Origin of the sequence: Pseudomonas mangiferae (assembly GCF_007109405.1) — a bacterium.
Lineage (GTDB): Bacteria > Pseudomonadota > Gammaproteobacteria > Pseudomonadales > Pseudomonadaceae > Pseudomonas_T > Pseudomonas_T mangiferae.
Genome location: NZ_VJOY01000017.1, coordinates 1 through 22,098 on the forward strand (window position 1 = coordinate 1; position 22,098 = coordinate 22,098).

Consider the following 22,098-nt stretch of genomic DNA (forward strand, 5'->3'; position numbering starts at 1 on the left):
GTTCGAGACGGGTGCGACGGATCGGCTGGGGCGTTCTATCGGGGTAGGAGGGATATGCCCTGGCTTATGCGCCGTCCTTCGTGGGTGGTTGACTTCGGTCATCCACCCTACCCGTTGGGACAATTTTTCGGGCGGCGACTTGGTACGCGACATCGGATGCGGAAAACCCAGGCGCTTTGCCGGCCGGGCTTTCGTAGGATAGATAAGCCGCGCTTATCCCACCGCGCCTCGTCGGTGGATGACTTCGGTCATCCACCCTACTCCTTGGAACGATTTTTCAGGCGGCGCCTTGGTACGCGACATCGGATACGGAAAAACCCAGGCGCTTTCCGGCCGGGCTTTCGTAGGATAGATAAGCCGCGCTTATCCCACCGCGCCTCGTCGGTGGATGACTTCGGTCATCCACCCCACCCAGGGGTGAGAGCATCAATGAGCGCCCAACGTGATGGGCTGGATTGGATGGGCGAAAACGAAGAAGCCCCGCCGAGGCGGGGCTTCCGGAAGGCGTGGGCCGTTACTTCTTGCCCAGTTTCTTCAGCTCTTCGTCACGCAGTTCGCGGCGCAGGATCTTGCCGACGTTGGTGGTCGGCAGGCTGTCGCGGAACTCCACGGCTTTGGGCATCTTGTAGCCGGTGACGTTGGCGCGCATGTGCTCGATCACCTGTTCCTTGGTCAGGCTCATACCCGGCTTGACCACCACGAACATCTTGATCGCCTCGCCGGAGCGCTCGTCCGGCACGCCGATGGCCGCGCACTGCAGCACGCCCGGCAGGGTCGCCAGCACGTCTTCCAGTTCGTTCGGGTACACGTTGAAACCGGAGACCAGGATCATGTCCTTCTTCCGGTCGACGATGCGCATGTAGCCGTCTTCCTGGATCACGCCGATGTCGCCGGTCTTCAGCCAGCCCTCGGCGTCGAGGATCTCGTCGGTGGCGTCCTGGCGCTGCCAGTAGCCCTTCATCACCTGGGGCCCTTTGACGCACAGTTCGCCGATGGCGCCGATGGGCTGCTCGATGCCCTGGTCGTCCACCACCTTGCAGAGGGTGGACGGCACCGGGATGCCGATGGTGCCGATCTGGATGGCCTGGAACGGGTTCACCGACACCACCGGACTGGTCTCGGTCATGCCGAAGCCTTCGCAGATGGAACAGCCGGTGACTTCCTTCCAGCGCTCGGCGGTAGCCAGTTGCAGCGCCATGCCGCCGGACAGGGTGAGCTTCAGCGGGGCGAAGTCCAGGCGGCGGAAGTCCTCGTTGTGGCAGAGGGCGACGAACAGGGTGTTGAGCCCGACGAAGCCGGTGAAGCGCCAGCGGGACAGCTCCTTCACCATGCCCGGCAGGTCCCGCGGGTTGGTGATGAGGATGTTGTGGTTGCCGGTCAGCATCATCGCCATGCAGTGGAAGGTGAAGGCGTAGATGTGGTACAGCGGCAGCGGGGTGATGAGGATCTCGCTGCCCTCATTGAGGTTGGCCCCCATCAGAGCCTTGCACTGCAGCATGTTGGCAATCAGATTGCGGTGGGTGAGCATGGCGCCCTTGGCCACCCCAGTAGTGCCGCCGGTGTACTGCAGCACGGCGACGTCGCCAGCCTGGGGCGTGGCTTCCCGCGGGGTCTTGCCGTGGCCCTGGGCCAGGGCATCGTTGAGGCGGACGGCGCCCGGCAGGTGATAGGCCGGCACCATCTTCTTCACGTACTTGACGACGCTGTTGACCAGCAGGCGCTTCAACGGTGGCAGCAGGTCGCCGACCTCGGTGACGATGACGTGGCGCACGCCCGTCTTGGGCAGGACATCTTCGGCGAGGTGGGCCATGTTGGCCAGGCAGACCAGCGCCTTGGCGCCGGCGTCGTTGAACTGGTGCTCCATCTCCCGGGCGGTGTACAGCGGGTTGGTGTTGACCACCACCAGGCCGGCGCGCATGGCGCCGAAGACCACCACGGGGTACTGCAGGATGTTCGGCATCTGCACGGCGATGCGGTCGCCGGGCTGCAGGTCGGTGTGCTGTTGCAGGTAGGCGGCGAAGTCACCGGAAAGACGGTATAGCTCGCCGTAGGTCAGGGTCTTGCCGAGGTTGCTGAAGGCAGGCTTGTCGGCGAAGCGTTGGCAGGACTCTTTGAGTACCGACTGGATGTTCGGGTAGCGGTCGGCATCGATTTCGGCAGGTATGCCTGCTGGATATTTGTCCTTCCAGAAATTTTCGATCATGGAAGCCCACTCCTAAGCAACAGCTAATCTTCACCGCTGCGAGAGCGGTTGTTTATTGTGTTCTGCGCGGTTTCCCCCGCCAGGGGCAAAAACGCGCCGAGATTAGCAGCTTTGCTAGGAGGCGCCTAGCGCCAAACCGGGCCAACGAGTCACGAAAATGACCGTAATTTTAATTACGGTCACGCTCGTTCGTTCGTCGGTGGGAAGTCCCCAGGCGCATGGGGACGCGCCTTTCAGGCGATATCGCGCAGCTCCCGCCGCAGGATCTTGCCCACCGGACTCATGGGCAACGCCTCCTTCAGAACGATCTGCTTCGGCACCTTGTAGGCAGTGAAATTAGCCTTGCAGTAGGCCTTGAGCTCCTCAACCGAGACGCCCCCCTCCCGGGGCACCACGAACAGCTTGACCGCCTCGCCGGAGCGCTCGTCCGGCACGCCGATAGCGGCGCAACTGGCCACCTTCGGGTGGGCCATCAGCACGTCCTCGATCTCGTTGGGGTACACGTTGAAGCCGGAGACGATGATCATGTCCTTCTTGCGGTCGACGATGCTCACGTAGCCGTCCGGCTCGATCACTGCGATGTCGCCGGTCTTGAACCAGCCTTCCGCATCCAGCACCTCGGCGGTGGCATCCGGGCGCTGCCAGTAGCCCTTCATCACCTGCGGGCCCTTGATGCACAGTTCGCCCCGCTCGCCGAAGGGCAGTTCACGGCCTTCGTCGTCGATCACCTTGAAGGCCGTGCCGGGCACCGGGATTCCCACCGTCCCCAGTCGCGCCGCATCACCGTAGGGGTTGCTGCTGGCCACCGGGGACGTCTCGGTGAGGCCGTAGCCTTCCACCACCGAGCAACCGGTGATGGATTTCCAGCGCTCGGCAGTAGCCTTCACCAGGGCGGTGCCGCCGGAGTTGGTCAGCTTGAGGTGGGAAAAATCCAGGTCCTTGAAACCGGGGTGGTCCATCAGCGCGACGAACAGGGTATTGAGGCCCAGCAGCGCGGAAAATCGCCACTTGCCCAGTTCCTTGACGAAGCCCGGGATGTCCCGCGGGTTGGTGATCAGCACGTTGTGGTTGCCGTTGACCATCATGCACATGCAGTTCGCGGTGAAGGCATAGATGTGGTACAGCGGCAACGGCGCGATCATCACCTCCTGGCCCTGTTTCATCAGCGGCTGGCCGTCCGGGCCCAACTGGGACAGGCAAGCATCCACCTGCAGCATGTTGGCCACCAGGTTGCCGTGGGTCAGCATCGCGCCCTTGGCCACTCCGGTGGTGCCGCCGGTGTATTGCAGCACCGCCACGTCGTCGAGGCCCATGGGCGGCGTCTTCAGCCCCGCGCCCTGGCCCTGGCTCAGCACGGTCTTGAAGGCGATGGCCTGGGGCAGGCGATAGTCCGGCACCATCTTCTTCAGGTGCTTCACCGCGGCATTGATCAGCCAGCCCTTGAGGGGCGACTGCAGGTCGCCCATGCGCGCCTCGATCAGGTAGTCGATCTCGGTATCCGCGAGGACTTCCTGCACCCGCTGGCCGAACAGGTTCATGTACACCAGGGCCCGCACCCCGGCATCCTTGAACTGGTGGCGCATCTCGCGGACGGTGTACAGCGGATTGGTGTTGACCACCACCAGGCCGGCGCGCAGGGCGCCGAACACCGCGATAGGGAACTGCAGGACGTTGGGCATCTGCACCGCAATGCGATCGCCCGGCTTCAGGTCGGTGTGCTGCTGCAGGTAGCCGGCGAAGGCGGCCGACAGGCGCTCCAGCTCCGCGTAGCTCAGGGTCACGCCCAGGTTGCTGAACGCTGGCCGGTCGGCGAAGCGCTTGCAGGAGCGCTCGAACACCTCCACCACCGAGCGATAGGCACCCAGGTCGATGTCGCTGGCAACGCCGGCGGGGCGCTTGTCGTTCCAGAAATCCGCTTGCATTTATTATTGTCCTCGTGATCCTGAACGGGCCCGCAGCGGCGGGACTCTTCGGAACTTAGCAGTTCGCCGACAACCGGCAAATAGCGCGGGCGGTGTCATTGATCCCGTGAATCTCGCGACCCGCCGGGTACCCCGGCCGCTCCCGCGCCGCCGTGGGGCTGTCGGTCGATTCAGGACTACACTGCGCAAACATCCCAGACGACAGGAGCCACCATGCGCCACGAGGCCTTCTGGCTCAGCGCCAGCGACGAGACACCGCTCTACGTCAACCGCTGGAGCCCGGCCACACCCCCGCGCGCCGTGCTGATGGTGGCCCATGGCATGGCCGAGCACGGCGGCCGCTACGGGCGCTTCGCCGACGCCCTGACCCAGGCCGGGTTCGCGGTCTTCGCCCACGACCAGCGCGGCCACGGCCAGACCGTAGGCGAAGGCGTCCAGGGCCATTTCGCCGATGCGTCGGGCTGGACCCGGGTGGTCGGCGACCTGGCCAGCCTGAACCACCACATTCGCCAGCAATACCCTGGCCTGCCGATCTTCCTGTTCGCCCATAGCATGGGCAGCTACATCGGCCAGGCATATCTGATGCAACACAGCTGCAGCCTGCAGGGCGCGATCCTCTCGGGCTCCAACTACCAGCCCCGGGGGCTCTACCGGCTGGCGGCGGCCATCGCCCGGGTCGAGCGCTGGCGCCTGGGGCCGCGCCGCAGCAGCCGCCTCATTCAGTGGCTATCGTTCGGCTCCTACAACCGCGCCTACGCGCCCAACCGCACGCCTTACGACTGGCTGAGCGCCGATCCAGCGGAGGTGGATGCCTACGTGGCCGACCCCCGGTGCGGGTTTGCCTGCACCACGCAGCTCTGGGTCGACTTGCTGGACGGGCTGAGCGAGATCACGCCGGTGCAGAACCTGGCGCAGATCGACCCCGACCTGCCGCTGCTGGTAATCGGCGGCGAGCGCGACCCGGTCAGCGCCGGTACCCGCCTGGAGGCGCTGGCGGACGCGCTGCGGGAGGCCGGTGTCCGCGACGTGCAACTGCGCGTCTACGCCAACGCGCGCCATGAGCTGCTCAACGAGAACATTCGCGACGAGGTGGTGTTCGAGCTGCTGGACTGGCTCGAACAGGCCCTCGCCCACCGCCGCCGCTGCGTCATGCCCACCTGATAGGCCCGGCGGCCGAATCCACAGGAGAACCCGATGACCCAAGCCAGCAACTTCACCTATGACGCCCTGGAGGTCGGCCAGACCGCCCGCTACGAGAAACAGGTGGAGGAACGCGATATCCAGCTCTTCGCCGCCGTTTCAGGCGACCGCAACCCGGTGCACCTGGATGCGGAATACGCCGCCGGCACCCTGTTCAAGGAGCGCATCGCCCACGGCATGTTCAGCGGCGCGTTGATCAGTGCGGCCATCGCCTGTGAACTCCCGGGGCCGGGCACCATTTACCTGGGCCAGAACCTGCGCTTCACCCGCCCGGTCAAGCTGGGCGACCGGCTCCGGGTGGACCTGGAGGTGCTGGAAAAGCTGCCGAAGAATCGTGTGCGCATCGCCACCCGGGTGTTCAACCAGAACGCCGAGCAGGTGGTGGACGGTGAAGCCGAAGTCCTGGCGCCGAAACAGTCCATGACCGTCGACCTGCCGGAGCTGCCGCCGATCCAGATCGGCTGACCCCGCTGGCATACAGCCGATGGACATTAAAAAAGGGAAGCCAAGGCTTCCCTTTTCAGTTGCGACGAGCCGTCACTTGACCTTGTAGATGATGCCCGGATTGCACTGCACCATCTGGTAGAGGTCCGGCAGCCCGTTCAGTGCTTCGGACGCCCCAAGGAACAAGTAGCCCCCCGGTTTGAGGGTGGCGTGGATGCGGGTCAGGATGTCCTTCTTCACTTCGGCGGAGAAATAGATGAGGACGTTGCGGCAGAACACCACGTCGAACTTGCCCAGACTGGCATAGCTGTCCAGCAGGTTCAGGGCCTTGAACTCCACACGCCCCTTGATGGCCGGCTTCACTGCCCAGCGCCCCGGCCCTTTCGGGTCGAAGTAGCGGGTCAGACGCTCCTGGGACAGGCCCCGGCCCATGGCCAGGCTGTCGTATTCGCCGGCGCGGCAGGCCGCCAGCATCGAGGGCGACAAGTCCGTGGCGACGATCTGCACGCCGCCCTTGAGCTGGCCCAGGTTGGTCTTCTCGAACTCGTCGATGGCCATGGACAGGGAGAACGGCTCCTGGCCGGACGAACTGGCGGCGGACCAGATACGCAGACGCTGCCCCGGGCTGGCCTTGATCAGTTCGGGGAGGACGCGCGTCTTCAGCACTTCGAAGGGGTAAGTATCGCGAAACCAGAGGGTTTCGTTGGTGGTCATGGCATCCACCACCTGCTCGCGCAGCCCGCCGCGGGGTTGGTTCTGGATGCGTTGCACCAGCTCCCCCAGCGTCTTGATGCCATTCTGTTCCATCAGTTTGTTGAGACGGCTGGAAACCAGGTACTGCTTGTTGCTGCCAAGCAGAATCCCGCAGGTTTTTTCCAGGAAGGTCCGAAATTGCTCGAAGTCCAAATTGCCCGAAGACACTAGCGCCGCCTCTCCACTCATGTTTTTTACGGGGGCTGGGCCTCAGCCCCCGTCCGTTACCCTGATGCGCTCGATGACCCGGGCGGCCAGTTCGTCAGGTTTGAATTTGGCGAGGAAATCGTCCGCGCCGACCTTCTTCACCATCGCCTGGTTGAACACCCCGGAAAGCGAAGTATGCAGGATGATGTGCAGCTTCTGCATGCGCGGGTCGCCGCGAATCTCCGCCGTCAGCGTGTAGCCGTCCATTTCCGGCATCTCGATGTCGGAGATCAGCATCAGCAGCTCTTTTTCCGGCGCCTTGCCTTCTTCCACCATTTTCAGCAGGAAGTTGTAGGCTTCGCGGCCATCGTTGAGCGCCGTGACCTCCACCCCCACGGTCTCCAGACAACGGACCACCTGCTTGCGTGCCACCGACGAGTCATCGCAGATCAGCACGTGCTTGGAGACCGCCTTGGCCTGGGACTCGACGTCGATGACCCCCTCGGAAATCACCTCCGAGGTGGGCGCTACTTCGGCGAGGATCTTCTCCACGTCGATGATTTCTACCAGTTGCTTGTCGACCCGGGTCACTGCCGTCAGGTAGTGGTCGCGGCCGGTGCCCTTGGGTGGTGGATGAATCTCTTCCCAGTTCATGTTGACGATGCGTTCGACCGAACGCACCAGAAAGCCCTGAATCTTGCTGTTGTACTCGGTGATGATGACGAAGCTGTTCTTCAGGTCATCCAGACCAGTTCGACCGGTGGCCATGGCCAGGTCGAGGATCGGCAACGTGCCGCCACGGATGTTGGCGACACCGCGGACCACGGGGCTGGACTTCGGCATGATGGTGAGCTTGGGGCATTGCAGCACCTCCTTCACCTTGAACACGTTGATCCCGTACAACTGCGAGTTGTCGAGGCGAAACAGCAACAATTCCAGGCGGTTCTGCCCAACCAGCTGCGTGCGCTGGTTAACCGAATCCAATATACCCGCCATGCCAAGTTCCTCACTGAGTAAGTCGCTGACGCACTGCCTAGATAGCCTAGCAGGCGGCACGCGCCTTGCTATGCAACCATCATGAAGCGGATTACGACACTTTTTCGACGCGCACTCGCCAAAGCCGGTTGGCTCGCGGCAGTTTTACCTGCTTTGTACAGCGTAGGCTATAGCCGCGCGGACGAGGCGGAAATGACGCTGCCCGAGCAACTTATCGGCACCACACAAGGCTTTCTTGAAGTGCTGGTGGAAGATTACCTGGAGCGCGGCGCCATCGAAGGCCGCAGCGAAGTGACGGTCAACTCCATCGACCCGCGCCTGCGCCTGGCCCGGTGCGACAAGGATTTGACGACCACCTTGCAGAGCCCGGCGCAGCCCCTGGGGCGGGTGACGGTACAGGTTCGCTGCGAAGGCAGTTCGCCCTGGACGGTGTTCGTGCCGGCCCAGGTGAAGCTGTACCGCAGCGTGCTGGTGGCGGCCCGCCCGCTGAAACGCGACTCGCTGCTGAGCGCCGACGACCTGGTGCTGGCGGAACGGGATACCGGTCTGCTCAGTCAGGGCTATCTCACCGATCCGGCCCAGGTCATGAACACCAAATTGACCCGTGCGCTGCTGCCCGACCAGATCGTCACACCGTCCCATCTCCAATTGGCGGAGGTGGTGAAGAAAGGCGATCAGGTGGTCATCACTGCGCAAAACCCTTCCGTCAGCGTGCGCATGCCGGGCGAGGCCCTATCCAACGGAGCGCCAGGCCAACAGATCCGCGTACGCAACCTGAATTCCCATCGGGTGGTCAAGGCACGAGTCGTCGGGCCAGGGCAGGTGGAAGTGGCGATGTAGGAGCGGATTTTGTACTGTGTGCGGTCAGCGATGCGACCTAGGAGCCGCTGACCGCTTTGTCGACCGGTTCTCATTTATTTTCCTAAAGTATTCCTGCGTACCGCCGAAAAGCTAGGCAAGCGTCCACTCTCCGAGGTTTTCATCATGGCTATCGACTTCAACCGGCTGAACAATGCCAACACGCCCGTCTCATCCGGACGCAGCGGGTCCGCGCAGTCCGGCACGCGCAGCGAAGCCGTCAGCGGCCAGTCCGCCTCCGCACAGGCCCAGGCGCAACCCGCCGAAAAGGCCAAGAGCGGCGAAACCGTCCAGCTCAGCAGCGAAGCCCAGCAATTGCAGAAAATCACCGACAAACTGCGCGACTTGCCCGCGGTCGATAAAGAGCGCGTCGAAAAGCTCAAGCAGTCGATTGCCGACGGCAGCTATCAGGTCGATAGTCGCAAGATCGCCAGCAAGATGCTGGCCCTAGAGTCCCAGCGCTAGTCTTCGAGGCTGCGCCGGGGTGTTGGACGCCTAGACCCCAGAGGCCGCCATGCAAGATCTCACTCTGCTCCAGCTGTTCACCGACGATATCCAGAACGCGCAGTCACTGCTGACGCTGATCGACGCTGAACGCGAGGCCCTCGAGGCCCGCGACCTGCCTCGCCTGGAAAGCCTCCTGACGGAAAAACGCCCTCTCCTGGCCACGCTCGACGAGCATGGCCTGCAGCGCAGCCAGACCCTGGTGAGCCTGCAACTCAGCCCCGACCTAAACGGCCTCCAGGCCCTGGCCGAACGCTCCCCCCACGGCGGCGACCTGCTCGCCCGCAGCCAGGAACTGAGCGAGCTACTGGAGCGCTGCCAGCAGGGCAATGCGCGCAATGGCCAGCTCATCCGCGCCAATCAGTTCGTGGTGAGCAACCTGCTCGGCCTGCTGCGCGGTACGGAAACGCCAAACCTCTATGACAGCCGCGGTAGCGCCGCTAGAATCGCCCAGCAGCGCCCGCTCAGCCAGGCGTGATAACAACAAGAGCACCAAGGTCGCCGGCCCCGCCGCGCTTCCCGTGCTGCCGCTCCGCGCGCTTGGGGAGAATCCTGGACCGTGTCCGACCCGATCAATAGCCCTCAGCCACCCAAGGTGTTGAAGACACCGGTGGAGATCCACGCCAACCTGCGCCAATTGCTCCAGAACCACGACCCGCTGATCATCACCTTCCATGAACGCAACCAGCAGTTCCGCACCTACCTGGTGGAGGTGGACCGCGACCGCGGCCTGTTGGCCCTGGACGAAATGATCCCCTCCGACGGCGAGCGCTTCCTGAACAACGGCGAGCTGTTCCATGTGGAGTCGTCCCACGACGGCGTGCGGATCGCCTGGGATTGCGACCAGCCCGCGGACATCGGTGAGCTGGAAGGAACCCGCTGCTATTGGTGCTCCCTGCCCACGGAGATGCTGTATCACCAGCGACGCAATGCCTACCGGGCCATCACCCTGCCCGGCCAGCCGGTAAGCGTCGAGCTGAGCGGCGAGCGCCTGTCCCTGGTGTTGAAAGGCCAGTTGATCGACATCTCGGCGACCGGGTGCAAACTGCGCTTCCCGGGCGATATCAGCGCTCGCCTTCACAGCGGGGAAGTCTACGAGCGGCTCACCATCCAGCTGCCGTTCGGTACCTTGGTGACCCCCATCGAAATACGCCATGCGGTCCATGACGTGAAGCTCGATGCCACCTTCGCCGGCACACGCTTCCACCGCATCGGCGGGCTCGAGCAACGCAATATCGAACGCTTCGTCTATCAACTGCAGCGCGAAGCGCGGCGCACCGATAAAGACGATCTCTGAGACCAAGTCAGGCGGCAGCGCCCCTTCAGTCGCTCGGCTTTGGCGCTTCCGCGGGCGAATCCGCGCTGTCCGCAGGGGTCGGCTCGCTCACCTGCATCTGCTGCTGTACATCCTGCTCGTCGACCCTGGGGTCAAGGGCCGCCACCAGGGGCGAACTGGTCATGCTGTCCGGCGTCGGCACGTGGTGCAGCGGCGCCTCGTCCACCCGGTGTAAGCCGGTGACCGCGCCAGGATGCACCCGCAACGCCAGGATGACCCCGCAGACACTGAAAAACGCATAGAGCAGGTTCGCCCCGACCATTTTCATCAGGGCGCCCGCCAGCAAGGGGCCGATGCTGGCGCCTACGCCGAATGTGATCAACAGCATGGCGGTCAGCGATACCCGTCGCTCCGCCTCCACATGGTCGTTGGAAAACGCCACCGCCAGCGGGTAGAGGGAGAACTGCAGCATGCTCACCAGGAATCCCAGGGGCAGCAACAACGCCAGCGGCACGTTTGGCATCAGGGCCAGGGGCAAGGCGGCCAGCGCCAGCAGGATGGCGGCGATGCGGATCAGCAGCGCCCGGTCCTTGCGGTCGGACAACCAGCCCAGCGGCCACTGCACCAGGAGCCCCGCCAGGATGCAACTGCCCATGAACAAGCCGACTTTTTCGTTGGCCAGGCCCTGGGCGTTGGCATAGAGCGGCGCCAGGCCGTAGAACGACCCGATGATCAGGCCCGCGGTCAGGGTCGTGGTCAGGGACTGGGGCACCCGCTTGATAAAGAAGCGCGGCCCGATGGGGGCAGGACGCAGCGGCGCGGGGTGGATCTTGCGAGTGACAGCCACCGGCACCAGGCACAGGGCGTAGCACAGCGCAACCAGCATCAGCAGCTCCAGACCCAGATGCGGGTGCACCACCAGCACCAGTTGGCCGAGGATCAGCCCGAAATAGGACGCGGCCATGTAGCCGGAGAACACCTTGCCGCGCTGACTGGGCTCTGCCTGCTCGCTGAGCCAGCTCTCGATGACCATGTACTGACACATCATGCCCACGCCCACCAGCATGCGCAGGAATAGCCAGGCAGGCAGCCAGGCGATCAGGCCATGCCCGAGCACCGCGGCCGTGACGACCCCGGCGCAGGCCACATAGGCACGGATGTGGCCGACCCGGCCGATCAATCGGTGACCGAGCTTCCCGCCGAGCGCAAGCCCTATATAGTTGCACGCCATCAGCGCGCCGACCCAGAGTCCATCCACCTGTTCGGCCGCCAGCCGCAGGGCCAGATAGGTGCTAAGCAGGCCGGAGCCCATCAGCATCAACAGCGTGGCGAAGTACAACGCACGAAAAGCCACCAAGGTACGCATCGAAACTCCAGGAATGACCGCCGATGACACGGGCCGCCTGGGTGGCGGCCCGTCAGAGGTTCACGCCTGGGCGGCGAGTACGCGACGCTCCCAGGGCGTGATTTCGTCGAGGAAACTGCTCAGCTCCATGGACTTGCTGGCAACGTAGCCTTCGATGAACTCGTGGCCGAACAGGTCACGAGCCAACTGGCTGCGTTTCAGGCGAGTGAGGGCATCGAACATCGTGCACGGCAGGCTGAGCGCGTCGGGCACCTCGAACTCCCCTTGGATTGCCTCGCTTGGCTCCAGTTCACGCTCCAGGCCGTGGAAGCCCGCGGCCAAGCTGGCGGCGATGGCCAGGTAGGGGTTGGCATCGGCCCCCGGCAGGCGGTTCTCCAGGCGCCGCGCGTCCGGACCGCTGGCAGGCACGCGCAGGCCGGCGGCGCGGTTGTCGTGGGACCAGCAGGCATTGTTGGGCGAGGCGTAGGGATTGCACAGGCGATGGTAGGAATTCACGTGGGGCGCGAACAACAGGGTCAGGTCCGCCAGGGCCGCCTGCTGACCACCGATGAAGTGCCGGAACGCCGCCGACGCCTCGCCGTTGGCGTCACTGAACAGGTTGCGGCCGCTGGCCTGCTCCACCACGCTCTGGTGGATGTGCATGGAGCTGCCCGGGGTCTTGGCCAGGGGCTTGGCCATGCAGACCACAGTGATGCCGTGCTTGAGCGCGACTTCCTTGAGCATGTGCTTGAACAGGAAGGTCTGGTCGGCCAGCAGCAACGGATCGCCGTGCCAGAGATTGATCTCGAACTGGCTGACGCCCATCTCGTGCATGAAGGTGTCGCGAGGCAGGCCGAGCGCGGCCATGCAGCGATACACCTCATTGAAGAATGGCCGCAGGCCGTTGTTGGACGAGACACTGAAGGCCGAGCAGCCGTCCTCCCGGCGACCGTCCAGGCCCAGCGGGGCGTGGAAGTCCCCATGGGGGTCGGTGTTGGGCGCGAAGACGAAGAATTCCAGCTCGGTCGCCACGATCGGCTGCCAGCCGCGCTCGGTGTAGCGGCGCACCACGTCCTTGAGCAGGCAGCGGGTGGAGAGGCCCGACGGCTGGCCATTCAGCTCGATGCCATCGCAGATGGCCAGGGCGCGCGGGGTATCGCTCCAGGGCAACGGGTGAATCTGCTCCGGATCGGCGATCAGCGCCAGGTCGCCATCGTCGCTGCCGTAGAAGCGCGCCGGCGGGTAGCCACCCATCACGCACTGCAGTAGCACGCCACGGGCCAACTGCAGGCGCCGCCCGCTGAGGAAACCTTCCCCGGTCATCACCTTGCCACGCGGCACGCCGTTCAGATCGGGCGTCACGCATTCGATTTCGTCGATGCCGGCCAGTCGCTCGGCGAGTGGGCTGCGGCCTACGGTAGTCATGAGTTCTTATCCTTGTTGGCAACCGTCGAACAGACGGCGCGAACAAAATACGCATCGCTTGTTCAAGATTTCAAGCAGAGGAGCGACACCGGCGGTGACAACTGCGTCACCCGGACGATTGCCCCTCGGCAGCGAGCAAAACTCAATGGGCGTGACTGTTGCCGACGTGGGAGGGCTCCCCCTCCACGGCAGCGACACTGCCACTGGTATTGAGCCGCTGCAGGATGCTGCACGGGGCTTCGGGCCCGTCCTGATTGCAACGCCCCCGCAACGCCACCAGTTGCGCCTGCAGGGCCTGGAGGCTGGTAATCCGTACCTGGACATGGTCGATGTGCGCATCGATCAGCGAGTTCACCTCGACACAATTGCGTCGCGGCTCGTCCCGCAGTGCCAGCAGGCTGCGGATTTCATCCAGGGTCATGTCCAGCCCGCGGCAATTGCGGATGAAGGTGAGCCGCTCCATATGGGCGTCATCGTAGACCCGATAGTTGCCCTCGCTGCGTTCGGGAGCGTCCAGCAGCCCTTCCCGCTCGTAGTAGCGAATGGTTTCCACCTGGCAGTGGGTGAGTCGAGCCAGTTCGCCGATTTTCATGAAGTCTCTCCAAGGCCGCTTGACCCTATAGTGGCTACAGGGTGTTCACTGCGCAACAGGCCCTTTCGAGACCGTTCCCATGGCAACGACCCACCCGCACCCTCATGACCATGACCATGACCATGACCATGACCATGACCATGACCATGACCATCCTGAGCATGGGGGCGACCCCGCGGCTGCCGCTAGCGCGACCGACGCCCCTGCAGACGAACGTCCGGCCAGTTTGTCCGCCAATGCTCGCCTGAGTCGTTTTCGCATCCGTCAGATGGATTGCCCTACTGAGCAAACCCTCATCCAGAACGGGCTGGGCCGGATGCGTGGCGTCGAGCGCCTCGACTTCAATCTGTTGCAGCGCACCCTGGGTATTTGGCATGCCCTGCCCGATACCGCGCCCCTGGTCCAGGCCGTCGCCGACCTGGGGATGACCGCCGAACCGCTGGATGAGAAGGGCCAGAGTCGGATACGGATCGCCCAGATGGACTGTCCGACCGAGGAACGCCTGATCCGCACGGCCCTGGCCAAGGTGCCAGGGGTCAATGGGCTGGAGTTCAACCTGTTGCAGCGCACCCTGCTGATCCAGCACGAGCCCGAGGCTCTGGAGGCGGCCCTCGAGGAGATTCGCGCACTGGGCTTCGATCCGCAGCCGCAGGAAGAGACCACGAACGCCGAGTCGACGGTCGCGTCGCCGGAGCGCAAACCCTCGTGGCCGCTGGTACTCGGCGCGATGGCCGCGCTGGCTGCCGAACTGGTGCATTTCACCGGTGCCGCCCCCGCCTGGGTGACCGCCGCCCTCGCCCTCCTGGCGATCCTGTCCAACGGACTGGGCGTTTACCGCAAGGGCTGGATCGCGCTGAAGAACCGCAACCTGAACATCAATGCGCTGATGAGCATCGCTGTGACCGGCGCCGTGCTGATCGGCCAATGGCCGGAAGCGGCCATGGTGATGGTGCTGTTCAACCTGGCGGAGCGGATCGAGGCGCTGTCCCTGGACCGCGCGCGCCGGGCGATCCGCGGCCTGCTGGAGCTGACGCCGGAACGGGCCACCGTGCTGCAGGGCGATGGCGCCTGGGAAGAAATGGACGTGTCGCGGGTCGCCGTGGATAGCCAAGTGCGGGTTCGCCCAGGCGAGCGCATCGGCCTGGACGGCGTGGTTACCGAGGGGCAGTCCACGGTGGATCAGGCGCCCATCACCGGAGAGAGCCTGCCGGTGGAAAAGGCACCCGGGGACACGCTGTTCGCCGGCACCATCAACCAGTCCGGCGCCCTGGAATACCGCGTCACCGCCACCGCCAGCGGCAGCACCCTGGCCCGGATCATCCACGCCGTGGAGGAAGCCCAGGGTACCCGGGCGCCGACCCAGCGTTTCGTCGACCGCTTCTCGCGCATCTACACGCCCGCGGTCTTCCTCCTGGCGCTGGCCGTGGCGCTGCTGCCGCCCCTGCTGTTCGCCCAGGACTGGTCGGACTGGCTCTACCGCGCCCTGGTGTTGCTGGTAGTGGCCTGCCCCTGCGCCTTGGTGATTTCCACTCCTGTGACCATCGTCAGCGGCCTGGCCGCGGCCGCCCGCAAGGGCATTCTCATCAAGGGCGGCGTGTACCTGGAAAGCGGCCGGCACCTGAACTGCCTGGCCCTGGACAAGACCGGCACCCTCACCCATGGCAAACCGGTGCTCACCGACGTGATCCCACTGAAGGAGGGCCAGGACGAAGCGCTCGCCCGGGTATTGGCTGCCAGCCTGGCGCGCCGCTCGGACCACCCCGTGTCGCGCGCCGTGGCCAAGGCCGATGACGGCGAGGCGAGACCGGTGGAAGACTTCGCCGCCCTGCCCGGCCAGGGTGTCCGGGGACGCATGGAGGGCAAGCGCTACCATTTGGGCAACCATCGGCTGGTCGAGGCCCTGGGTTTCTGCTCACCGCGGATCGAGGCGGACCTGGAACGGCTCGAGCGTCAGGGCCGTACCGTCGTCGTACTGTGTGACGAGGAAGCGGCCCTGGCTCTGTTCGCAGTGGCCGACACCCTGAAGGAATCGAGCCGCCAGGCCATCGTCGCGCTGCATGAATTGGGCATCGAGACCGTGATGCTCACCGGCGACAACGCCCACACCGCCGCCGCCATTGCCGCCGAGGCGGGAATCGACCAGGCCCGAGGCGACCTGCTGCCGGACGACAAGCGCAGCGCCGTGGAAGCGTTGCAGGCCGAGGGGCGCCATGTCGGCATGGTGGGCGACGGCATCAACGATGCCCCCGCCCTGGCGCGGGCGCAGGTGGGTTTCGCCATGGCCGCTGCCGGGACCGACACCGCCATCGAGACCGCGGACGTGGCCCTCATGGACGACGACCTGCGCAAGATCCCGCAGTTCGTGCGGCTGTCCCGGCGCACCGCCCGGGTGCTGCGGCAGAACATCGCCCTGGCCCTGGGTATCAAGGCGGTCTTCCTCGCCGTCACCCTGGCCGGGGATGCCACCATGTGGATGGCAGTGTTCGCCGACATGGGAGTGAGCCTGCTGGTGGTATTCAACGGCCTGCGCTTGCTGCGTGCGTGAGAACAGAAAGGAATGCGGTGCAAGAGGAAAGACGGGCCGGATGGCGTCCCCTGCTGGAGTCGAACCAGCATCTAGCCCTTAGGAGGGGCTTATTCTATCCATTGAACTAAGGGGACCCGAAGGCGCCGCGAGCGCGGCGCCGGGCGGCATGTTAACGATCATGCCGGGGTTTGTCATGCCGCGATTCGCGGCTGGAAGTCCTAGCGCCCGGCCTTCAGACGCTCGCGGGCCAACTGGTCGGCAACCGCCGCGGTGGTGCGCCCTTCCGCGTCGGCGCGCTGGAAGATCTGCGCCAGCGTGTCGCCGATGCCCTCGATATGCGCCTTCAGGGCCTCCGTGCTGCCACCGGTGCGCTCGTAGCACACGTCGATAATGCCGCCCGCGTTGATGGCGTAGTCCGGCGCATACAGGCGACCGTCCCGCTGCAGCTCTTCCGCCAGTCGTGCATCGGCGAGCTGGTTGTTGGCCGCCCCGGCAATCACCGGCGCTCGCAGGGCTTCCAGCGTCTGCGGATTGAGGATGCCACCCATGGCGCACGGCGCGAACACGTCCACGTCCAGGCCGTAGATGTCCTGCTGACCCACCGCGGTGGCGCCCAGTTCGTCCACGGCGCGGTGCACGTTGCTTTCCTGGATATCGCTGACCCACAGCTCGGCCCCCGCATCCTTGAGGTGCCTGGCAAGGCCGAAGCCCACTTGGCCGACGCCCTGGATTGCCACTTTGAGCCCTTTCAGGTCGTGGCGACCCAGGCGATGGGCCACGGCCACCTGCAGGCCGATGAAGACGCCATAGGCAGTGGAAGGCGACGGATCACCCTCGCGCAGGCCGCCGCCGAACGCCTCGCGCTGCTCCGCGCCGCCCACGTGGCGTGTCCGCTCGCTCATCAACCTCATTTCCGCCACGCCGGTGCCGGAGTCCGCCGCGGTGATGTAGCGCCCACCCAGGCTTTCCACGAAATCGCCCATGGCATGGAACAGCGCTTCGCTCTTGTCGGTGCGGGGGTCACCGATGATCACCGCCTTTCCGCCCCCCAGGGGCAGCTTGGCCAGGGCCGATTTGTAGGTCATCCCGCGCGACAGCCGCAGTACGTCGCGCAGCGCTTCCTCGTCCGACCCATAAGGCCACATGCGGCATCCACCCAAGGCCGGGCCAAGGCGCGAGTCATGGATGGCGATGATGGCCTTGAGGCCGGAACGTTTGTCGTAGCCGTACACGACGCGTTCATGCTGGTCGAACTCGACATGGGAAAAAACGGACATGCTTCACTCCTGGGCAATGCGGGATGGGACCGGGCACCGCTCTCCCAAAGGTCTGCGCAGCGCGAGCCGATCTCGATGCCGGGCGGCGCATAGGCGAGAGAGAATAGGAAAAGCGGAGCGTTCGGAAAGATGAGGCAGGCACCCTGCTCCGGCTCGGCAAAAGCCCCATCGGTGCGGCGGTCGATGCAAGGAGCGGCATCCAGAGGCGATACATGTGGTGCTCCCTGTTGTTCTTATGGCAGCCAGTGCAAGGTGAGCGAGCCGGAACGCTTCGTCCGGCGGCGGAGAAAATATGACGGGTCAGTCTCGGTTTTTTCTTTCTAATTGCGCCGACAGACGCCACCATTGCGCATGTTTCATTCCCACAATGACAAGAAAAGGGAACATTCATGCAGGACTCGCTGAGTAGCCTGGATCGAAAGATTCTCGGGCTCTTGCAACGCAACGCCGACCTCTCCGCCGCGGACATCGCCGAACGGGTCGACCTCTCCCAGTCACCCTGTTGGCGACGCATCCATCGCATGCAGCAGGAAGGCTACATCGAACGCAAGGTGGCCTTACTCAACCCGAGGCGCCTTGGGCTGAGCATCACGGTCTTCGTCAACGTGAAGCTGTCCGCACATGGCCGGAACAACCTCAAGGAGTTCGAGGACGCGATCGTCGATTATCCCGAGGTGCTGGAGTGCTACACCATGGCGGGCGGGTTCGACTTCTTGATCAAGGTAGTGGCGCGGGACATCGCCGGCTATGAACGTTTCCTGCGTGATCACCTGCTGCAACGACCCCACGTGCTGGAAGCCCATTCCCATATCGCCATGAGCGAGGTGAAACGAACGACCGAACTGCCGCTCGGCTAGCGCGCTTAGGGTCGGTGCTTGGCTAACAGCGAAGTCGACACCATGCAAAATGCAATCTGAAAAAAATGTACTCGTGCATAGTGCATTGCGGAAATGTGTAGTTTTATTCGCAAGCGATTGATATAAAAGGAAAAAAATCAGGAAAAAAGCTGGCACGCCATCTGCTCTAGTCATCCTAACTTTTCAATTCAGATGATGACGGAGCACACGATGGACACAGTTATCGCACTGGTTGGCGCCATGCTCTTCACTCTGCTGGCCACCCTGGTCCTCGCTCCCTCCGAAGAAGTTGCCCAGCACCACGCTCATCAATTGCTTCAGCAAGCTCGCGCCAATGTCGCCCCGCTGAACGTCCGCCATGCGTCTCTGGCTACCCGCCATACTCAAGTCAGCGACGTCGACGTCCAAGCCTGGCAAGACAAGCGCAATGAACGGTTTGTGTTCTAACGAACAATGGAGTTCAGGCCTTTTTCTATTCGTTGACAGGATCGTGATATGTCGAAATCAGCCCTGCTGTTCCTGATGCTGACTATTCTCACCACCGTCAGCGTTGCGTTGACCCCTCCCCAAGTCGAATGGGCTGACACCTTCGGTACCTTCGCTGTCGCTTGCTTCGCCGCCCTTTTCATCGGTGCACTGGTGGTAGGACGAAAGATCAAGTTCGATCCCGTATTGCGCTGATCTTCTACCGGCAACTTTTCACAACCTGCCTTTTCTACCGTACGTTTCAACGAGTGCATTGCGACGTAGCGACTGGCGTTCGTCTACCCGCTCGGCTGGAGCGAGAGCGTGGTCACGAATTGGATAAAAATCGGGCTTCTCCGGGTTTTCAAAATCCTCAAGACGCCTAGACTGTGTGGCCTCGAAAGCTGGCACGCTCGTTCTGTCTAGTGAATCGCAAAACGGATGATTGGTGCTAGCAAAAAGCCTCTACGAGGCCCACAATCGACACAGATTTGACGTCAATAAAATGATATTTGGTCTAGACCAAGGTGTTATTGACGGCGATCGCGAGGTTAGTTGAACGGTTGTAGCTACAGGTGGTCCAACGGTGACGATCTTGTAGCTCATCGCTAGCATCGCTCTCCTGAACTAACCGGTTTAAACGTATGCGCCCTATGAAACAGGCTATCTATTCCAGTCGTACGGCTGACAAATTCGTGGTCCGCTTGCCAGAAGGCATGCGTGAGCGCATCGCCGATGTGGCTCGTAACCATCATCGCAGCATGAACTCCGAAATCATCGCCCGCCTCGAACAGAGCATGCTGCAGGAAGGCGCTCTCGAAGAAGGCATGGCCCTTCGCCTGGACAGCCCCGAGCTTTCGCTGCATGAGCGGGAATTGCTGCAGCGCTTTCGTCAGCTGTCCCGTCGCCAGCAGAATGCACTGGTTGCCCTGATCGCTCATGACGCTGAACTGGCTGCCGCCGAAGCATGATGAGCAGTTAGAAAAACAAAAAGCCGGCTTTTGCCGGCTTTTTTGTTTCTGCTAGAGCAGGAACAGGGTCGCGAGGCCAAGGAAAATGAAGAAACCGCCACTGTCGGTCATGGCGGTAATCATCACACTGGCGCCCATCGCCGGATCCTTGCCCAGCCGAATCAGGGTCATAGGGATCAATACGCCCATCAGCGCGGCGAGCAACAGGTTCAGGGTCATCGCTGCCGTCATGACCACGCCAAGGGACCAGCTGTCGTAGAGGGTATAGGCAACCAGGCCGATCACCCCGCCCCATACCACTCCGTTGATCAGCGACACCGCCAGCTCCTTGCGCAGCAACCGAGCCGTGTTGCCGGTACTCACCTGGTCCAATGCCAGGGCGCGCACGATCATGGTAATGGTCTGGTTGCCGGAATTCCCCCCGATCCCCGCCACGATGGGCATCAGCGCCGCCAGGGCCACGAGGCGCTCGATGGAGCCTTCGAACAAGCCAATGACGCGGGAGGCGAGGAAGGCGGTGATGAGGTTGATGGCAAGCCATGACCAGCGGTTGCGCAGCGACTTCCAGACCGACGCGAAGATATCTTCCTCTTCGCGCAGACCCGCCATGTTCAACACTTCACTTTCGCTTTCTTCCCGAATCAGGTCGACCATCTCATCGATGGTGAGGCGCCCGATCAGCTTGCCACCTTTGTCCACGACAGGCGCGGAAACCAGGTCATAACGTTCGAACGCCTGGGCTGCTTCGTAGGCGTCCTCATCCGGGTGGAAACTCACCGGATCGTTCGCCATCACGTCCACGACTTTTCTATCGGGATCGTTGACCAGCAGCCGCTTGATCGGCAGCACACCTTTCAGCACACCGTCGTAATCCACGACGAACAACTTGTCGGTATGACCGGGCAATTCCTTCAAGCGACGCAGGTAGCGCAGCACGACTTCCAGGCTGACATCATCACGGATGGTAACCATCTCGAAGTCCATCAGCGCGCCGACCTGATCCTCGTCGTAGGACAAGGCTGAACGGACACGCTCCCGCTGCTGGGCGTCCAGGCTTTCCATCAGCTCGAGCACGACATCCCGGGGCAGCTCGGGCGCCAGGTCGGCCAGCTCGTCCGCATCCATGTCCCGGGCGGCGGCGAGCAGCTCATGATCCTCCATGTCGGCGATCAGGGTTTCCCGGACCGCGTCGGAGACTTCCAGCAGAATGTCGCCGTCCCGCTCGGCCTTGACCAATTGCCAGACGGTCAGGCGGTCATCGAGGGGCAGCGCTTCGAGAATGTGGGCGATGTCGGCGGGGTGTAGCTCGTCGAGCTTGCGTTGCAGCTCGACGAGATTCTGCCGGTGTACCAGGTTTTCCACGCGATCCTGGTGATGACCTTCCTGGCGATGAGTAAGGTCTTCCACCAGCTTGTGGCGGTGCAGCAGTTCGACCACCTGGGACAGGCGATCCTGCAGACTTTCTTGCGGCTTCTTGGCTTCTACTTCAGTCATAGCGCGCTCCACCCCCAGCGGCAGAACACGCTCGGGGATCAATCGGTCGTTACGCGATCAAGTAATCGAGGTAATGAGCAACTACTGGGTAAGTCCATGGTGGGAGTCCATGAGCCCCGGCGGGGCTGGCTTCGGAATGATACACCGCCCATGCCGTTTCCGCGTGACAAAATGGCGAACAAACAACCGCTTGCGACAGAAAGCTGAACGCCGCGCTCACACCCTTTACACAAAGGAGGAAATCGGAAAAGCGCTGGCGCTCGCCCGATTTTCGCCTAGGCTGATCCGGGTTCGTCATGGAGGACGTTCTATGCTTGGATGGCTACGCGTAACGTTATGTGCACTTTCCCTTTATCCCGCCCTACCCTCTTCGGCTGCCACGGTGTTCCGTTGCGAGGACGACAGCGGACATGTCCTGTTCACCGAACAGGGCTGCTCCCACACGGCCACGCAGACCTTGCAGAAAGCCGATAACCCGCCGCCCGGAGGCCGCCTGGCCCAGAAAGGCCGCGGCAAATCTCCACCCAGACGCAAGCACGCCAATGCCTCGGCGGGCATGCACATCGTCGGCATACAGGAAGCACGCACCTGCGGTACCGGGTTGTCGGAAACCGAACGAAGGCGAGCCCAGGTGCGAAACGAAGTACGGGCCGGCATGAGCCGCAAGGAAGTGGAGAGTTCGCTCGGCAAACCAACCCGCGTCAGCGGCCAGGACGGGCGGATGCGCTACCTCTACCAGGACAAGCGCAGCGGCCGGCAACAGGTCGTGAGCTTCGACGAGGATGGCTGCGTGAAAGGAAAAAGGCGCTGAAACGAAAAAGGCCTGCATCGCTGCAGGCCTT

General features: G+C 63.4%; 21 protein-coding genes and 1 tRNA gene. 12 read left to right on the forward strand and 10 right to left on the reverse strand.

Going from position 1 to position 22,098, the window contains the following annotated elements; all coding sequences use genetic code 11:
- Positions 1-514 precede the first annotated feature (514 nt).
- Together fadD1 and fadD2 are read right to left on the reverse strand one after the other, a co-directional pair.
- On the reverse strand, positions 515-2,203 hold the full coding sequence (fadD1, locus tag FM069_RS18260) for a long-chain-fatty-acid--CoA ligase FadD1 (protein WP_143489808.1): 1,689 nt from the start codon (positions 2,201-2,203) through the stop codon (positions 515-517).
- A gap of 233 nt (positions 2,204-2,436) precedes the next feature.
- Complete coding sequence (gene fadD2 / locus FM069_RS18265; protein WP_143489809.1) at positions 2,437-4,125, reverse strand: long-chain-fatty-acid--CoA ligase FadD2; 1,689 nt, start codon at positions 4,123-4,125, stop codon at positions 2,437-2,439.
- Between the two features lie 213 nt (positions 4,126-4,338).
- Here fadD2 and FM069_RS18270 point away from each other — a divergent pair, with 213 nt between their 5' ends.
- Together FM069_RS18270 and FM069_RS18275 are read left to right on the forward strand one after the other, a co-directional pair.
- Entirely contained in the window at positions 4,339-5,286 is a 948-nt protein-coding gene (locus FM069_RS18270) for an alpha/beta hydrolase (RefSeq protein ID WP_143489810.1), read from the forward strand.
- Positions 5,287-5,319: 33 nt separating this feature from the next.
- The gene (locus FM069_RS18275) at positions 5,320-5,790 is read left to right on the forward strand and encodes a MaoC family dehydratase (protein ID WP_143489811.1); all 471 of its coding nucleotides are present in this window, start codon (positions 5,320-5,322) and stop codon (positions 5,788-5,790) included.
- 72 nt (positions 5,791-5,862) lie between these two features.
- On the opposite strand, the gene cheR is transcribed toward FM069_RS18275, so the two are convergent.
- Together cheR and FM069_RS18285 are read right to left on the reverse strand one after the other, a co-directional pair.
- Positions 5,863-6,690 carry a protein-glutamate O-methyltransferase CheR gene (gene cheR, locus FM069_RS18280; RefSeq protein WP_143489812.1) on the reverse strand — a complete coding sequence of 276 codons (828 nt, stop codon included), beginning with the start codon at positions 6,688-6,690 and terminating at the stop codon, positions 5,863-5,865.
- 42 nt (positions 6,691-6,732) lie between these two features.
- The gene (locus tag FM069_RS18285) at positions 6,733-7,665 is read right to left on the reverse strand and encodes a chemotaxis protein CheV (protein WP_143489813.1); all 933 of its coding nucleotides are present in this window, start codon (positions 7,663-7,665) and stop codon (positions 6,733-6,735) included.
- 81 nt (positions 7,666-7,746) lie between these two features.
- Here FM069_RS18285 and flgA point away from each other — a divergent pair, with 81 nt between their 5' ends.
- The 4 genes from flgA (at position 7,747) to FM069_RS18305 (ending at position 10,324) form a co-directional block, all read left to right on the forward strand.
- Positions 7,747-8,505, forward strand: a complete 759-nt coding sequence (gene flgA / locus FM069_RS18290; RefSeq protein ID WP_143489814.1) for a flagellar basal body P-ring formation chaperone FlgA — start codon at positions 7,747-7,749, stop codon at positions 8,503-8,505.
- A 144-nt stretch (positions 8,506-8,649) separates the two neighbouring features.
- The gene (flgM, locus tag FM069_RS18295) at positions 8,650-8,988 is read left to right on the forward strand and encodes a flagellar biosynthesis anti-sigma factor FlgM (RefSeq protein ID WP_143489815.1); all 339 of its coding nucleotides are present in this window, start codon (positions 8,650-8,652) and stop codon (positions 8,986-8,988) included.
- Positions 8,989-9,037: 49 nt separating this feature from the next.
- Positions 9,038-9,505: a flagella synthesis protein FlgN gene (locus tag FM069_RS18300; RefSeq protein WP_143489816.1), complete on the forward strand. Its 468-nt coding sequence runs from the start codon at positions 9,038-9,040 to the stop codon at positions 9,503-9,505.
- Between the two features lie 81 nt (positions 9,506-9,586).
- Positions 9,587-10,324, forward strand: a complete 738-nt coding sequence (locus FM069_RS18305; RefSeq protein WP_143489817.1) for a flagellar brake protein — start codon at positions 9,587-9,589, stop codon at positions 10,322-10,324.
- Between the two features lie 25 nt (positions 10,325-10,349).
- On the opposite strand, the gene FM069_RS18310 is transcribed toward FM069_RS18305, so the two are convergent.
- The 3 genes from FM069_RS18310 to cadR form a co-directional block, all read right to left on the reverse strand.
- Positions 10,350-11,669: an MFS transporter gene (locus FM069_RS18310; protein WP_143489818.1), complete on the reverse strand. Its 1,320-nt coding sequence runs from the start codon at positions 11,667-11,669 to the stop codon at positions 10,350-10,352.
- A 60-nt stretch (positions 11,670-11,729) separates the two neighbouring features.
- Positions 11,730-12,971, reverse strand: coding sequence for a glutamine synthetase family protein (locus FM069_RS18315; RefSeq protein ID WP_178106844.1), 1,242 nt, complete (start codon positions 12,969-12,971; stop codon positions 11,730-11,732).
- A gap of 244 nt (positions 12,972-13,215) precedes the next feature.
- Positions 13,216-13,665, reverse strand: a complete 450-nt coding sequence (cadR, locus tag FM069_RS18320; RefSeq protein ID WP_143489820.1) for a Cd(II)/Pb(II)-responsive transcriptional regulator — start codon at positions 13,663-13,665, stop codon at positions 13,216-13,218.
- 268 nt (positions 13,666-13,933) lie between these two features.
- On the opposite strand from cadR, the gene FM069_RS18325 reads away from it, so the two are divergent.
- Positions 13,934-16,210, forward strand: coding sequence for a heavy metal translocating P-type ATPase (locus tag FM069_RS18325; protein WP_143489821.1), 2,277 nt, complete (start codon positions 13,934-13,936; stop codon positions 16,208-16,210).
- A 41-nt stretch (positions 16,211-16,251) separates the two neighbouring features.
- Here the strand turns inward: FM069_RS18325 and FM069_RS18330 are convergent.
- Together FM069_RS18330 and FM069_RS18335 are read right to left on the reverse strand one after the other, a co-directional pair.
- Positions 16,252-16,326 (reverse strand) — tRNA-Arg (locus FM069_RS18330).
- Positions 16,327-16,410: 84 nt separating this feature from the next.
- Positions 16,411-17,469: a Glu/Leu/Phe/Val dehydrogenase dimerization domain-containing protein gene (locus tag FM069_RS18335; RefSeq protein ID WP_143489822.1), complete on the reverse strand. Its 1,059-nt coding sequence runs from the start codon at positions 17,467-17,469 to the stop codon at positions 16,411-16,413.
- A gap of 389 nt (positions 17,470-17,858) precedes the next feature.
- Between FM069_RS18335 and FM069_RS18340 the strand changes: the two genes are divergently transcribed.
- The 4 genes from FM069_RS18340 (at position 17,859) to FM069_RS18355 (ending at position 19,762) form a co-directional block, all read left to right on the forward strand.
- Positions 17,859-18,326, forward strand: a complete 468-nt coding sequence (locus tag FM069_RS18340; RefSeq protein ID WP_143489823.1) for an Lrp/AsnC family transcriptional regulator — start codon at positions 17,859-17,861, stop codon at positions 18,324-18,326.
- A 210-nt stretch (positions 18,327-18,536) separates the two neighbouring features.
- Positions 18,537-18,773: a hypothetical protein gene (locus tag FM069_RS18345; RefSeq protein ID WP_143489824.1), complete on the forward strand. Its 237-nt coding sequence runs from the start codon at positions 18,537-18,539 to the stop codon at positions 18,771-18,773.
- 48 nt (positions 18,774-18,821) lie between these two features.
- The gene (locus FM069_RS18350) at positions 18,822-19,007 is read left to right on the forward strand and encodes a PA3371 family protein (RefSeq protein WP_143489825.1); all 186 of its coding nucleotides are present in this window, start codon (positions 18,822-18,824) and stop codon (positions 19,005-19,007) included.
- 428 nt (positions 19,008-19,435) lie between these two features.
- Positions 19,436-19,762, forward strand: a complete 327-nt coding sequence (locus FM069_RS18355; protein WP_143489826.1) for an Arc family DNA-binding protein — start codon at positions 19,436-19,438, stop codon at positions 19,760-19,762.
- A 51-nt stretch (positions 19,763-19,813) separates the two neighbouring features.
- Here FM069_RS18355 and mgtE read toward each other — a convergent pair whose 3' ends face one another.
- Entirely contained in the window at positions 19,814-21,256 is a 1,443-nt protein-coding gene (gene mgtE, locus FM069_RS18360) for a magnesium transporter (RefSeq protein ID WP_143489827.1), read from the reverse strand.
- 73 nt (positions 21,257-21,329) lie between these two features.
- On the opposite strand from mgtE, the gene bamE reads away from it, so the two are divergent.
- Positions 21,330-22,067 carry an outer membrane protein assembly factor BamE domain-containing protein gene (bamE, locus tag FM069_RS18365; protein WP_233282083.1) on the forward strand — a complete coding sequence of 246 codons (738 nt, stop codon included), beginning with the start codon at positions 21,330-21,332 and terminating at the stop codon, positions 22,065-22,067.
- Positions 22,068-22,098 lie beyond the last annotated feature (31 nt).

Coding starts and splice junctions, on each gene's coding strand:
- fadD1 (WP_143489808.1), bottom strand. CDS start 2,203: ATGATCGAAAATTTCTGGAAGGACAAATATCCAGCAGGCATACCTGCC.
- fadD2 (WP_143489809.1), bottom strand. CDS start 4,125: ATGCAAGCGGATTTCTGGAACGACAAGCGCCCCGCCGGCGTTGCCAGC.
- FM069_RS18270 (WP_143489810.1), top strand. CDS start 4,339: ATGCGCCACGAGGCCTTCTGGCTCAGCGCCAGCGACGAGACACCGCTC.
- FM069_RS18275 (WP_143489811.1), top strand. CDS start 5,320: ATGACCCAAGCCAGCAACTTCACCTATGACGCCCTGGAGGTCGGCCAG.
- FM069_RS18285 (WP_143489813.1), bottom strand. CDS start 7,665: ATGGCGGGTATATTGGATTCGGTTAACCAGCGCACGCAGCTGGTTGGG.
- flgA (WP_143489814.1), top strand. CDS start 7,747: ATGAAGCGGATTACGACACTTTTTCGACGCGCACTCGCCAAAGCCGGT.
- flgM (WP_143489815.1), top strand. CDS start 8,650: ATGGCTATCGACTTCAACCGGCTGAACAATGCCAACACGCCCGTCTCA.
- FM069_RS18300 (WP_143489816.1), top strand. CDS start 9,038: ATGCAAGATCTCACTCTGCTCCAGCTGTTCACCGACGATATCCAGAAC.
- FM069_RS18310 (WP_143489818.1), bottom strand. CDS start 11,669: ATGCGTACCTTGGTGGCTTTTCGTGCGTTGTACTTCGCCACGCTGTTG.
- FM069_RS18315 (WP_178106844.1), bottom strand. CDS start 12,971: ATGACCGGGGAAGGTTTCCTCAGCGGGCGGCGCCTGCAGTTGGCCCGT.
- cadR (WP_143489820.1), bottom strand. CDS start 13,665: ATGAAAATCGGCGAACTGGCTCGACTCACCCACTGCCAGGTGGAAACC.
- FM069_RS18325 (WP_143489821.1), top strand. CDS start 13,934: ATGGATTGCCCTACTGAGCAAACCCTCATCCAGAACGGGCTGGGCCGG.
- FM069_RS18335 (WP_143489822.1), bottom strand. CDS start 17,469: ATGTCCGTTTTTTCCCATGTCGAGTTCGACCAGCATGAACGCGTCGTG.
- FM069_RS18340 (WP_143489823.1), top strand. CDS start 17,859: ATGCAGGACTCGCTGAGTAGCCTGGATCGAAAGATTCTCGGGCTCTTG.
- FM069_RS18345 (WP_143489824.1), top strand. CDS start 18,537: ATGGACACAGTTATCGCACTGGTTGGCGCCATGCTCTTCACTCTGCTG.
- FM069_RS18350 (WP_143489825.1), top strand. CDS start 18,822: ATGTCGAAATCAGCCCTGCTGTTCCTGATGCTGACTATTCTCACCACC.
- FM069_RS18355 (WP_143489826.1), top strand. CDS start 19,436: ATGCGCCCTATGAAACAGGCTATCTATTCCAGTCGTACGGCTGACAAA.
- mgtE (WP_143489827.1), bottom strand. CDS start 21,256: ATGACTGAAGTAGAAGCCAAGAAGCCGCAAGAAAGTCTGCAGGATCGC.
- bamE (WP_233282083.1), top strand. CDS start 21,330: ATGAGCAACTACTGGGTAAGTCCATGGTGGGAGTCCATGAGCCCCGGC.